Below are 13,477 nucleotides of genomic sequence, written 5' to 3' on the forward strand. Positions count from 1 at the left end.
CATTTACAACGAGAACGCGACCGGGCATCGACCGTCGATCCATCCAGATGTCCGCTCCGATTGCGGCGCCCGTTCGGGCCGCGCTGCCGCTCCGCGCGGCGCTGCGGAGAAACTCCTGCGGGACCACGGCGGCGGCTCGCTGCGTTGGCGATCCATGAACACCACCACGCTCGATGCCCGCAGCGGCACGCCACTGTCCCAATACGTCGCGCTGACCAAGCCGCGTGTCACCTGCCTCGCGGTGTTCTGCGCTGTGATCGGCATGTTCCTCGCGACGCCCGGCTTGGTGCCATGGCCAGTTCTGCTCGGTGGCACCGTAGGCATCTGGCTGCTGTCGGCCGCGGCATTCGCGCTGAACTGCCTGATCGAACAGAAGATCGACGCGAAGATGGCGCGCACCGCACGGCGTCCCTCGGCGCGCGGCGAAATCTCGCGGCTGCGCATCCTGACGTTCGCGTTCGTGCTTGGCGCGCTCGGTGTCTGGACCCTCTGCACGTTCACCAATGCATTGACGATGTGGCTCACGCTTGCCACCTTCATCGGCTATGCGGTGATCTACACGATCTTCCTGAAACCGGCGACGCCGCAGAACATCGTGATAGGCGGCGCCTCGGGCGCGATGCCGCCGGCGCTCGGCTGGGCCGCCGTCACCGGTCACGTGCCCGGCGACGCGTGGATCCTCGTGCTGATCATTTTCGTGTGGACGCCCCCGCATTTCTGGGCGCTGGCGCTGTACCGGCGCAAGGAATACGCGAAATCCGGGCTGCCGATGCTGCCGAATACGCACGGCGAGGCGTACACGCGTCTGCACATTCTGCTGTATTCAATCGTGCTGTTCCCCGTTACGCTGCTGCCGTTCATCTCGGGGATGAGCGACGTGCTGTATCTGGTAGTCGCGGTGTCGCTCGGCGCGGTGTTCGTCGGCTATGCGTGGAAGCTCTACACGCGCTATTCCGATGCGTTCGCGCGCAAGGCGTTCCAGCATTCGATCATCTACCTCGCGCTGCTGTTTGCCGCGCTGCTGGTCGACCACTACGCGCGAATCAGGATCGCAGACTGGCTGGTGTAGGCGGAGTAAGCGCGATCGCACCCGTAGTGCGGACGCAAAAGAGCTTTGCCGTAGTAAGGCTCAAGGGGCACTCGATATTGATATGCGAAGTATTGCTTATGCTGCAAGGTAATAGAATTGATCGGCGGCGGACGAGCGGTTTTTTCGGGGGCGCACTGCATCTGCCCTCTGGCGATCATATGCATCAGTTCGATGCGGACCAGCAAGATCCGCGCACAGCGGAACCTCTTGAAGCCCAACATGGGCCGCGTGCGTCGCTTGATTGCCCGATGGTCCTGTTCGACTACGTTGTTGAGATATCTGACGGGCGGACATTGATGGGCTTCACGATCGGCACTGATTGCTTCGGGAGCCGCGAGATTGGCACCGCTTTTGTCGATGGTTACCGTTTCGGACACTCGATTATGAGTGATCGCCTTCTCAAAGTAACGCCGGGTCGCAGGCCTGTCCCGATGGGCGCGCAGCAGAAAGTCACGGTATTACCGTCCTTGTCGACGACACGGAAAAGATGCGGCCATTCCCCCTTGACGCGGATGTACGTCTCGTCCATGCGCCAGTTCTTGCCAACCAGTCGTTTGCGTAGGCGAAACGCTTTCTCCAGTACCGGCAGCAGCTTGATGGCCAGCGGTGGGCGGTCGAATGATCGACCGAAACCTCGCGCTTCGCCATCATCTCCTTCAGATCATGCAGGCTCAGCAGATAGGTAAACTATCAGCGCACGCAAGTCAGGATCACATCGAGCGGAGATAGAACGCACTGGCAGCGACGATACCTAGCCGGAACCCGATGGCAAACCCTGTCGTCCGCGCGATCGGGTTTGCCGTGAAAACACGACTCACCATACGACTATAAAGATAATCCTGAACCGATCGACACAACTTTGCTTGCCGTTTAGACGCAACTTTACTTGCGTGAGCGCACGAAAATCCATCGCAAGTTCTCAAAATTCCGCGCTATTAGGATAAGTATTCTTGGCAATATAGCTGTTATTTTTGCTCAAACCACATGTGGAAGCGATCATGCAGCGAGATTTTCCGATAATTCGACACCTCTTATCACTTGGTTCAACGGAAATTGAACTTCGACCGAGTCGTACGGGGAAATGAAACTTGTGCGCGATGTTGCTGAAAAAATAGCCCCTACCTTTTTTGTTAGCGTATGCAAAAATTAATCTGCGTCGCACGCATTCACCTGTCAATCGTAAGACGTCACCGGGAAGCTTCCGTGAAGACCTGGCAGCGATTTTCATACGACATCAGCCGGACCCTGTCTGGACCGGCAGCGGTGAGGTCTCTCCTTTTCGCATCGCAAGGAATCCCGGTGAATCCCGGCATTATTGCCGCTCCGCGAGGCGTTCCTGACCAAGTCGAACGCACTACACCTCCAGCGTAAGGCTCCGTGGAATGACGCCGCCCATTTTGAAAACGTGGCTTGCAGAGCCCGGTCACCCTGAATTGCTGACCGCCGAGCAGATAAATGAGAAACGGAAACACTCATCTTCCGACACTTCGCAGCAAGTAAGCGACTAGAAGCATGACGGCTGCATCTACAGTGCAAAAATAAACAACCACGAGTACTTCCCGGCTTATCAATTCGATTCGTGTTGTGAGCCGGCTACTCGTCGTTCGCGAGATTCTTGCTGAGCTCGCTCCGCTCGCCGATTCCGGAAAGATTGTCGCATGGTTTCACTTCCCAAATGGCTGGATCAGCGATGATGAAGGACTTCCGGTTTCGCCAAAGGATGCGCTGAACCGCCCTGGCGACGTTACTACCGCGGCGAGGCGGAATCGAACCACCTACATAGCGTGAGAAGTAATCGAATCGCCGGTCAATCTCACGCCAGACGAATACAGAGTCACGCGGCCCGACGGCTTGGAGAGAAAAATGTGATGTCCCACGGCCGCGCGCTGAAATCCGATATCAGCGATGCCTGTTGAGAAAATCGAAACAGTCGCGCGCAATACCGGGGCAGCGATAATGGCCGATTATCACCGCTCCTCTCTCACATCTGTCATAAGCCGAGTGGTCGACCTCTTCCGATCGCCTTCGTGGTAACGGATGGCCGCTTATGCACGTGGCGAATGAGTCATATCGACCCGTTACCGCCAGTTGTTCGACCACGGTCGTAGGGGCCGATGACGGACTGAGCGAGTCATTCGAACACCGTCACGAGCAAGTGCTATCGCCGAGCGTAATTGCAGGTCCGCATCCATCTTAAAAATTCTGGAAACTGCCTATTGGCGCCATCGGCGCCAGAGTCTCGAAGCCGCCTGACGACCCGCACAGAGAAAACCTCGGGATGGGGAAAAAGGTCTCGCCGTTCACCCGCACCTCCATCGGAATGGCGTCGAGATCCGCGAACTCTCTTTTGCGAAGATCGTCGTTCTGACGCCCGATGAGGGAGCGCGTGACAACCTCAAGGTGCGCTTGCGCGGATCCGTTGCGAACGGGCTTGTTCCGGAGGCACGAGTCCGGGCGACTCAACTGGTGTTCGGTCCTTATTCGCCTTTCCCCGTTGCGTTCCGGGTAATGGGACCCGACGTCGACCAGGTGGGTGTCATCGCCAAACAGGTGGCCGGGATCATGCGCGCCAATCCGCACATGCGCCAGGTCAACGAGGACTGGAGTGAACGCGCACCGACCATTCATTTCGTACTCGATCAAGACCGCCTCCGTGCCATCGGCCTTACCTCCGCCGATGCCGCGCAGCAACTGCAGTTTCTGCTGACGGGGATTCCCGTGACCCAGTTCCGCGAGGACATTCGCACCGTCGACGTCGTTGCGCGCAGCGCCGGTCCTGAACGCCTCGATCCATCTCGCGTGGGCGATCTGAACCTGACCGGCAATGACAGACACCTTATCCCGCTCTCCCAGATCGGTCATATGGAAACGCGCTACGAGGATCCCATTCTGAAGCGCAGAGATCGAACGCCCACGATCACCGTAAGAGGCGATATCGACGAATCGCTTCAGCCGCCAGATGTCTCCCATGAAATAGAACGGTCGATTGCGCCGCTCATTGCGTCCTTGCCGCCTGGCTACCGTATCGAGACGGCGGGTTCCATTGAAGAAGCTGGCAAGGCGAATGCCGCACTCGCGCCCATCTTTCCGGTGATGATCTTGCTGACGCTCGCGGTCATCATCATCCAGGTGCGTTCGTTCTCCGCGATGGCAATGGTGTTTCTCACCGCTCCATTGGGAATCATCGGCACTGTGCCGACCTTGCTGCTGTTTCATCAGCCGTTTGGCTTCAACGCGATTCTGGGACTCATCGGATTGTCGGGCATCCTGATGCGCAACACGCTGATCCTGATCGGGCAGATCCATACCAACGAAGAAGCCGGTCTCGATCCTTTTCATGCGGTAGTCGAAGCAACCGTTCAGCGAGCGCGGCCCGTCGTGCTAACCGCGATGGCGGCAGTGCTGGCGTTCATTCCGTTGACCTTTTCGGTGTTCTGGGGATCGATGGCTTTCACATTGATCGGAGGGACTGCTGTTGGCACGGTGATTACGCTGCTGTTCCTGCCTGCTCTGTACGCCATCTGGTATCGGATAAAGCCAACTCCGCGCGAGGCGTCGCCCTCGCTCGCACAAGCGCATCGTCTCACCACCATCTCCGGATGAGGATATTTGAAATGAAACACAGTCATGCGGCAGGCTTTCTGAAGGCGCTTTTCACTCTGGTCATATCCGTCGCTTGTGCGGCATGCGCCGGCGTTCACTCGCCAGCGTCATTGAGCGGTGATTCGGCGAGCTTTAGCAATCGCCTTCCCGCGGATAGCGGTGAGGCACTTGAACAGCGCAATCGCGACATCGTGCAATCGGTGACGGGTCGAGCTATGTAAGGCTCGAAACATGAAGGCCCTCTGTCCGGGCCGTAGTACAGCAGATGATCGTCTTTTTCCCGGTGGAATCTCCTCCCCCTGTCACCGGGTCTATCTGGGTCTGCCCCCAAGACCCAAGATCTTTTTGCTTCACCCAACGAATCCGAGTGATCATCCGCGATTGTTGTCCGTCTTCAGGGCGTTTAATGATCCAGAAGCCTTGCTGCTCAAACGCGATTTCGATGTCAGCGGTGTCAGGGCAGGCGAGGAATTGCGGTCGTATCGATAGTAGAAGCTTTGGTCGACGATGGTCATTTTGTGCAAACCACGCGAACGTGCGGATCGAAGGTGTCGGCTAGATGAGCCAAGGAATTCCGAGAGATGGATAACGTCCGTTTCGATATGTCGCCGGGCCGGGCAATGGAACAATCCTGCACGCGAGGCATTCTACGAACGACCGCTCCTGGAGGTTCTCAGTGCCGCTCGCGGTAACTGTTCGCTGAGACGCCGTTTCCGGCGATGGGCCGAATCGTTCGAACCCAGGACGGTATTACCGCGCTTCCGACAACCCGCGGCGCATTTCCACTGAAAACAGGAATGCTAATTATATTTCCTGAACCAATACTCGCAGGTGCAAAAATCGACATCGACGCGCGGTACAGCGCGACCAAGCTTGCCTGGGCCACCGAAGGCAGCGAAATCCGCACAGCGAGCAATGCCTTACATCTATTCGCTGACCGGATCGGGCCGTGAAGGCCCAATGCGTCAACTTTCTGCAGTCGCCTCCTTGGAACTTGGCTTCAAACCTTTAACCGCCGCGATCAAGGCTTTTGCAGTGCTCGCGGCCCTATAGCCCAAAATGCCCCATGTGTTGTTGGCGATATCCATGGACCAAGTATAGCTGCGGTTGCCACGTGTCCAGTAGTTCTTATATTTTTCCGACCCCGGGCAGAAGTCGACGTCGTACCCGTGTTCAAACGCCCATTTGATGGCGGCTTCCCATGCAATTGAACCGGGCTTGTATTGACTATACTTCGCGTCGAATCCGGATATAACACCGGTAGCAAGTGGATTGCCGTGGCTCATCATGCAAGCGGAGATCACGACATCATTAAACTTCACCACGTGAATGCGTGCGGGCGCACTATCCCCCCCAAATGTGAGAGTGGCTACTAGGAAATTCTCATAATTCTCTGAGAAAAGCCAAGCGCCTTTCTTATTAACTTTCTCGGCCCATTCACGTTTGACTGCAAGCATCCAGTGAATAACTTCAGCAATTCCTTTACGATCCTTTGGGTCGATCATTAAAACTTCAAGTTTGCCCTCTTTAGCGAGGCGTCGCTCTAATTGACCGGGCCTTTTGTTGAACAACGGGCCCAACGACTTGGTATAGGAAGCCCAATCGCTGTATTCATGTAAATTCGCGATCCAGCAAACATCCTTTTGTGCACCAAGAATATGTTTCTCCCGTTGCACAAGACGATGAATTGCAGATTCTTCGTTCATGTACGGTAGGCGTATTAAATCTGCTTGACACCCCGCGCGTGCAGCTTTCCAAGCGCGTTCTACTAGCATTGAAGCATCGCGGCGGTCTTCCATCAACGGGCCAGTGTATTCAGCAGAATCTGAACCTAGCGGGACGAGGTATCTCCAAAGTGCGCGACGATGCGTAACTAGAGGCCACACAAGGCACAGTTCACCGTTCTCATGCATCACTATGCAGTGTAGAGCGCGTTCGCGAGGCTTAGCCACATGAAGCCAAGCTAGCAGAGAAACATCGTAGCGCTGAAAATACCGCCCATTCGCTTTCAGCCACAATGATTCCCACTCAGCCCTGAGTGCAGTGAAGGCCGCTTCATCTCGGATGATATCCAGCCGAATATCACTGTCGCTCATAGTGCCCTCTCTTTGCCCGCCTGCATCTTTAATGCGGCTGGTTTCTCTGCGCCCTCAACCGTCTTGACCGTCTTGTTACCTAGATCGACAAGGAGGTCAAAGTTGGACTGCCGAGTTTCAGCAACCTGTTCTGGGGCGGCATGATGAGACTCCTCTATCGGCTCCCGCGAAAGCTTGATGGTGGCGGCCTTCCGCTCTTGGCCAGAGTCCGTTCCATTCCGGCCACAGAGCACGAAATTCGACAAGGTCACTGATTATGTCAAGACGTGAACTCGGTTCATCCATACGTTCCTCCGGTACGCCGCAGGTAGGTAAGCTGCATCAAAATCGTCATCGGTAGCAAGCGCGCGGCTTCGGGTAGTAAAGAGCGGCCCATTTGGTCAAAAACATTTGAATTCTGAGTGGGTGGAATGTTAAGGCAGGTGAAAGGCTTCATTCCAGTGCGGACTTTCGTGCTTTGTGCGAAAACGCACACAGCAATTAAAACCAGATAACAGGCTATTGATGCATGTGGACAAGAGCCACGAATTGGGTCCACCGGTGGCCAAAAGGCCGAAACCGCAACGAGCATAATTGAGGGACAGACGTCTGCTATCTGAGCGGATCTGACGTTTGAGCGTCCGCTTGAGTAATTGGGCGAACGGCTGGAACTGGCCGATTGATCTATCCCCCTCGTGCGCATCGAGCTGGAGTTGAGCAATCGCGATGTCGGCCCCGACCGACGAAGGCTTCGACCTGGCAATCCGAATAGGGGATCTGGGCGATGCCGATCTGATTGCGAAACCGTCGACCGTGCATCGGCATCGAGCGAATGACTGCAGAGCCTACAAACCCGCATTGGTGTCCACGTGTTCCACGAGAAAATCCAGAAACGCACGCACGCGCAACGGCATATAGCCACCCTGGCCGACATAGACCGCATGAATATCCTCAACGTCGCCAGGATTGCAGTCTTCAAGAACCGGCAGCAGCGAGCCGTCAGTAATATCGCGCTGTACCTGAAACGCCGCCACACGAGCCAGGCCCAGACCAGCCAGAGCCAGCCGACGTAAAGCTTCGCCATCACTGGCGTGCGCGTTACCGGACACGGGCACCTGGATGTCCTTTCCCTCATGCCTCAGCGGCCATCCCGAACTGGCTCGCACATAGTTTGCGCCAAGGCGATTGTGCGCGAGCAATTGTTCCGGTGTAACAGGCATACCGTGACGCTCGAAGTAGCCCGGTGCACCGACGATCAGCATGCGAGTGCCGCCCAGCTTGCGCGCGACGAGGTTCGAACTCTTGAGCGGACCGGCGCGAACGGCGACATCGGTACGCTGCTCGATGATGTCGATCACTTCGTCGGTCAGCACGATGTCGAGCGTCACGTCGGGATGCAACTCCAGGAATTTTGGCGTCAGCGGCAACAGGAAGTGATGGCCGAAAGGCACATTGGCATTCACGCGCAGGCGGCCGTGAGGGGCAGTGTGATCGCTCGCACAGCGCTCGGCTTCTTCCAGATCGGACAGGATACGCACGCCGCGTTCATAGAATGCGCAGCCCTCGGGCGTCAGTTGCAACTGGCGGGTGGAGCGGTTCACGAGGCGCGTGCCCAGGCGTTGCTCCAGACGCGCGATTAGTTTGCTGACCGCGGAAGGCGTCATCCCGCAAGCCCGTGCGGCGGCGGAGAAGCCTCCCGATTCGATGACCCGTACGAACACTTCCAGTTCGCCAGATCGGTTGATTTCCAGACGAGCCATTGCATTCCCTCAGTGAATTGAATTCACAGATCCTTGTCCTCTCGCTAGTCTATGCCAGTCTGTTCTTTGAATTCATCATTAACCGACACATGGCTATTGAATTCACTGACATGACGATACTCATAAAATCGCCCGCCAAGGCTTCGGCTGCGCTGGTCGTCGCACTGGCAACGGGCTGTGCCACGATCACCGCCCCTGCGGTGGCGCAACCATCGACTTGGGTTGCGACCTGGCAAGCCAGCCCGCAGCCTGTCTGGGGATCGGACTTCCTGTTTCCTACCAATATCCCGGAGGTATTGCGGGATCAGACTTTGCGCCAGGTGGCTCGCATCAGCGTGGGCGGTCAACGCTTGCGCATCGTGCTCAGCAACGCCTATGGCAGTCAGCCGGTGGCCGTCGGTCGGGCCACGGTTGCGTGGGCCGGGAAGCAGGATGCAGTAACGGACGGCAGCGTGCGGACGGTGACGTTCGGCGGCCGGGAGACGGCGAGCATTGCGCCAGGCGCGTCGTTAGTCAGCGATCCGGTGGCGCTGCCAGTGTCAGCGTTGGCGCAGGTGATGGTGAGCCTCTATTTCCCGGATACAACCCCGATGACTACGTTCCACTGGGACGGCCGGCAGACCGCCTTGATCGTGCCGGGAGATCAGAGTTCAGCCTTGGCGCTGACGAAGACAGGCGGAGTTATGCAGAGCACCACGGCTCGGCCACTACTGACGGGAATCGACGTCGAGACGGAAAGTGCTGCGCGGGCCGTGATTGTGATCGGCGATTCGATTACGGACGGCGCAGCGGCTAGCCTGAACCAGGATAGTCGCTGGCCAGATTTCCTTGCCGCTCGTCTGGCGCCCTACGGTGTCGCTGTTGTCAACGCCGGCATCTCCGGTGCTCGCCTGCTTTCCGACGGTATGGGCGTCAACGCTCTGGCGCGGCTGAACCGGGACGTCCTGACGCAACCTGGGGCCAGCAGTGTCATCGTCATGTTGGGAATCAACGATATTGCGTGGCCTGGCACCGCGTTCGCGCGCACGGCCCGCCGGCCTGCGCTGGATGATCTGACCGCGGGGTATCGCCAGTTGATTGAGCAGGCGCATCGACGTGGCCTTCGTGTGATCGGCGCAACGCTCACACCGTTCGAAGGAGCACTGCCTGGCACCCCGCTGGACAACTACTACGACACCGATAAGGACGCACTACGCCAGCGCGTAAACGACTGGATTCGCCATAGCGGAGTATTCGATGCGGTGATCGATTTTGATGCGGCGTTGCGCGATCCCGTTCATCCGGCGCGACTGGCCGAGCGTTACGATTCCGGCGACCACCTGCATCCCGGCGATGCAGGCAACCGGAAGATGGCTGAGTTTGTCGATTTGGGCGCTTTGGTGCCACGATGAGTCGCCCGCTGCGGACTTAAGCCGTGCTAAAGCGTTCCGCAAGTTCGTCAGCGGCGTGCGCAAATCGCTCAACCAGGAAGTCGATCAACAGCCGCACTCGGGGCACCGTGTACCGCGTACGATGTAGAACCGCATAGACGCCCTGTTCGGGAAGAATAAAGTTGGGCAGTAGAACCTTGAGCGATCCGTCGCGCAAGTCGGCAGCAGCGTCCCAAATCGTCTTGCGCGTAATCCCGTGCCCGGCCAGCGCCCAGCGACGTACAAGCGCGCCATCGTTGGTTTCCCAGGCGCGGTCCATTGCGACCGAATATGTCCACCGCTGCTCGCCGCGCGCGAAATGAAACTCGTTGAGTGGCCCATTGTTGGTGACGAGCACGATGATTCGTGCCCCGCAAGATCGTCGGGTGTGCCCGGCTCACCGTTGCGCGCAAGGTAGTCTGGCGATGCGCACAGGACGCGCCAATTCGGCGCAAGCTGGCGTGCGATCAGGCCGGACGACGTGTCCGGGACGCCGAAGCGGATCGCCAGGTCAATATCGTCTTGAACCAGGTTGGACAGGGAGTCGGTCAAGGTCAGTGCTATCCGGACCTGTGGATGTGTACGCGTGAACTCATCCAGCCAGTCGCCAAGCAGGTTGCGCCCGAAGTCAGTAGACGCCGAAATCCGCAGTTTCCCCTGCACGGACGTTCGACCGATCTCGAGTGCAACTTCGGCATCGGCAAGTGCCTGCAATGCGATCTGGCAATGCTGGAGGTAGACGCGGCCCTCGTCGGTTAGACGCAATTGCCGCGTTGTGCGGTCAAATAGTCTGGTCCGCAGCACGGCTTCCAGTTTGCCCAGTCGCGCACTTGCCGCAGCGGGCGACAGGCCGAGCTTGCGCCCCGCGGCAGAAAGGCTGCCGAGCGTCGAGGCTTCCACAAAGAGCTGCAAGTCACCGAGTCGATCCGTTGCCATATTTAATCTGGATTTGAATATATTTCAAAAATAAGGCCAATTATCAAATCTAGCAGATTCCCGCATCCTACGAGCCTCTGAGATCGTTCTTTGAGGTCATAGTGAATCCTGTCGATACCCGTCCTGCTGTAGCCCGCGCGCCTCTCGAACCCACCGATGCCTTACCTCTGGCTGGCTTGCTCGCATTAACGGCAGCAAGTGCTATTGCCACGGCCAACGAAAGCGTGCCTGCCGGCTTACTTCCGCAACTTGCTGAGGGTTTTGGCGTAACTGAGGCGTGGGCTGGGCAGCTCGTGACGGCGTGTGCGCTCGGCTCCGGCCTCGCCGCGATCCCGCTCAGTGCAGCTTTGCGCGGCTGGCCACGGAGGCGCGTGCTGATGCTCGTGCTTGCTGGATTTTCCGTTTGCAATGCAGTCACTGCTGTATCGACTTCGTTCGCGCTGACATTGGTAGTGCGCTTTGCCGTCGGGCTTGCGACCGGTCTTGCATGGAGTCTGCTCGCGACCTACGCGCGCCGCATGGTCGCGCCGAAACAACAAGGGCGAGCGCTGGCGATTGCCATGATGGGAATACCTGTCGCGCTCTCGTTGGGTGTGCCACTGAGTGCGTTTCTCGGGCCGCTGCTTGGCTGGCGCTTCATCTTCGCTGGCATGACCGCAGGGAGTGTCGTGCTGATGGCGTGGTCGCGCCGGATTCTGCCTGATTTTAGCGGGCAGAACTATCGGCAACCTCTACAGCTTCGCCGGACGCTGGGCATCCCAGGCGTGCGTCCTGTCCTGTTCGTGCTCATGACGTGGATAGTGCCGCATTACATCCTCTTCACGTACATCGCGCCGTTTCTCGCGTCCCGCTTACCGGGCGCCCGACTCGACACGATGCTGCTGCTTTTCGGCGTTGCCTCCTTGATCGGTATCGGAGTTGTCGGTGCGCTTGTCGACCGGTGGTTGCGCGCGCTGGTGCTCCTCGGGCTCGGCACTTTTGCCGCAGTTGCATTTACGTTCGGCCTTTGTGGAAATTCCGCCGTCGCGATCAGCCTCGGTGTCGCCGCATGGGGATTTTGCTTCGGCGGCCAGCCGACTCTGCTGCAGACCGCACTCGCCGACGCAGCCGGGGATTCGGCCGATGTCGCGCAAGCGATGCTCGTTACCGTATTCAATCTGAGCTACGCGGGTAGCGGTGCCCTCGGCGGGGTATTACTCGCCACTGCTGGCATAAGCGTGATTCCATGGGTTACGTTCGGCGTGTTGCTGCTCGGCCTCGCGATTGCATGGAGCGCAAAGACACACGGGTTTGTGGCGAGACCCAAGCGACTCAAACCCTGACACCTCCTGATTGGCGTACCAACTGGGCCACTTCTCCGATATGTTCCTTTACGCAATGCTCGCCTCGCGCGGACCACTGTTCACCTGACATCGGGCCGCTTAATACGCCGATAAAACTCACTCCAGCGGCCCGCGCTGCATCGGCATCGACGCAATGGTCACCAACATACATAGCCGATGCTGCTGGCACGCGCAGATGGGTCAATGCCAGGGCAATCGCGTCGGGGTGTGGTTTGTGGCGCTGCACGTCCTCGCCCCCGACGATCACATCGACAAGCGGCCGCAACCGCGCGGCATCCAGGATCGACTCGATGCGATAGCGGAATTTATTCGACACGATCGCTACTTTTATGCCGTGGCCCCGCAATTGCTCGAACAGTCCAGGAACTTCACGATAGATCTTTGTCGATGGCACCATGACTTCATCGGCACGCTTGACAAATAGACGTGCAAATTCTTCAGCACGCTCTATTTCTGCGTTTGCTGTCAACGTCTGAAACATCCCCTGCAAGGATAGGCCAATGACCGAGTGGATACTCGAACGCTCGACTTCCGTGACGCCCATCATTCGAAACGCGTAGTGAGTACATTCCACGATTCCCACAGATGAGTCGGCCAACGTCATATCGAAGTCAAACATGACGGCTTTGAATTGTTGGCTCTCCATTCAGAGGCTCCTGTTTTTTTAGGTTGAACAGCTACCCATCAGACAGAATTTCGTGCGTAACGTTATCGACCACGACGGGGCTTTCAAAATAAGAGACCGAAGGATCGGCACCATACGTTTCCCGCGCCCGTGCCTTCCAGCTTTCCGTATACATCGCATCGGCTTCCGCTCGGGAGTTCCATAGGTAGACGCCACCACCTGCGGTTCCGTCCTCCGAAATAACATAGTACTTACGCAAAAGACCTGTTACATCCTGATACTTCGGGGCTGCCTTGAGGAAGAGGCTTCGTGCTTCATCCCGGGTAATGGGCGTAGGGAACTGAAACGAAGTAATAACCGTGATCATCGGAACACTCCTTTCGAGGTGAAGGCGCAGAAAATCCTGCTGCGCATGTCTACAATCCAGGATGTACGCCGGTGAATACTCCCGCGATGCTCAAACGAATTTGCGTTTCCATGACGATCTCCTTCCAGTTGGAGGGAGATCCAGTGCGCCGTCAGACAGAGGGCGCCGCACGACCCAGCCTGTGTGAAAACACATCAATCGCCTAAACTCAATCAACGCACTGAGACCGGGTAACTCATGAAGCGATTCGTTGAAGGCGATGACCGCAA

8 protein-coding genes and 3 pseudogenes are annotated in these 13,477 nt (G+C 57.6%); 4 read left to right on the top strand and 7 right to left on the bottom strand.

All coding sequences use genetic code 11. The annotated features are described in order from the left end of the window. Nucleotides 1-154: 154 nt before the first annotated feature. On the top strand, nt 155-1,069 hold the full coding sequence (cyoE, locus tag ABH945_RS35035) for a heme o synthase (RefSeq protein ID WP_074772937.1): 915 nt from the start codon (nt 155-157) through the stop codon (nt 1,067-1,069). A gap of 96 nt (nt 1,070-1,165) precedes the next feature. Here the strand turns inward: cyoE and ABH945_RS35040 are convergent. Next, nucleotides 1,166-1,804: pseudogene (locus ABH945_RS35040) on the bottom strand (IS6 family transposase). Nucleotides 1,805-3,412: 1,608 nt separating this feature from the next. Between ABH945_RS35040 and ABH945_RS35045 the strand changes: the two are divergent. Further along, nucleotides 3,413-4,693 (top strand): annotated as a pseudogene (locus ABH945_RS35045) (efflux RND transporter permease subunit); the annotation flags it as partial. Nucleotides 4,694-5,658: 965 nt separating this feature from the next. Here ABH945_RS35045 and ABH945_RS35050 read toward each other — a convergent pair. Further along, entirely contained in the window at nt 5,659-6,789 is a 1,131-nt protein-coding gene (locus ABH945_RS35050) for a GNAT family N-acetyltransferase (protein ID WP_429253708.1), read from the bottom strand. 824 nt (nt 6,790-7,613) lie between these two features. Beyond that, nucleotides 7,614-8,528, bottom strand: a complete 915-nt coding sequence (locus tag ABH945_RS35055) for a LysR family transcriptional regulator (protein ID WP_429253709.1) — start codon at nt 8,526-8,528, stop codon at nt 7,614-7,616. Between the two features lie 89 nt (nt 8,529-8,617). Here ABH945_RS35055 and ABH945_RS35060 point away from each other — a divergent pair, with 89 nt between their 5' ends. Further along, nucleotides 8,618-9,919 carry an SGNH/GDSL hydrolase family protein gene (locus ABH945_RS35060; RefSeq protein WP_429253715.1) on the top strand — a complete coding sequence of 434 codons (1,302 nt, stop codon included), beginning with the start codon at nt 8,618-8,620 and terminating at the stop codon, nt 9,917-9,919. 16 nt (nt 9,920-9,935) lie between these two features. Here the strand turns inward: ABH945_RS35060 and ABH945_RS35065 are convergent, their stop codons facing one another. Continuing rightward, a complete protein-coding gene (locus tag ABH945_RS35065) occupies nt 9,936-10,217 on the bottom strand; it encodes a LysR substrate-binding domain-containing protein (protein ID WP_429253710.1) in 282 nt (93 codons plus the stop codon). Nucleotides 10,218-10,228: 11 nt separating this feature from the next. Next, nucleotides 10,229-10,873 (bottom strand): annotated as a pseudogene (locus tag ABH945_RS35070) (LysR family transcriptional regulator); the annotation flags it as partial. Between the two features lie 176 nt (nt 10,874-11,049). Here ABH945_RS35070 and ABH945_RS35075 point away from each other — a divergent pair. After that, nucleotides 11,050-12,195 (top strand): MFS transporter, encoded by a 1,146-nt coding sequence (locus ABH945_RS35075; protein WP_429253716.1) that lies wholly within the window; start codon nt 11,050-11,052, stop codon nt 12,193-12,195. On the opposite strand, the gene ABH945_RS35080 is transcribed toward ABH945_RS35075, so the two are convergent. Both ABH945_RS35080 and ABH945_RS35085 read right to left on the bottom strand, forming a co-directional pair. After that, on the bottom strand, nt 12,185-12,862 hold the full coding sequence (locus tag ABH945_RS35080; RefSeq protein WP_074772919.1) for an HAD family hydrolase: 678 nt from the start codon (nt 12,860-12,862) through the stop codon (nt 12,185-12,187). The genes ABH945_RS35075 and ABH945_RS35080 overlap by 11 nt on opposite strands. Before the next feature lie 31 nt (nt 12,863-12,893). Next, complete coding sequence (locus ABH945_RS35085) at nt 12,894-13,208, bottom strand: YdhR family protein (protein WP_429253711.1); 315 nt, start codon at nt 13,206-13,208, stop codon at nt 12,894-12,896. Between the last annotated feature and the right edge of the window lie 269 nt (nt 13,209-13,477).

The sequence above is a fragment of the Paraburkholderia sp. GAS333 genome (assembly GCF_050435665.1).
Classification (GTDB): domain Bacteria; phylum Pseudomonadota; class Gammaproteobacteria; order Burkholderiales; family Burkholderiaceae; genus Paraburkholderia; species Paraburkholderia fungorum_A.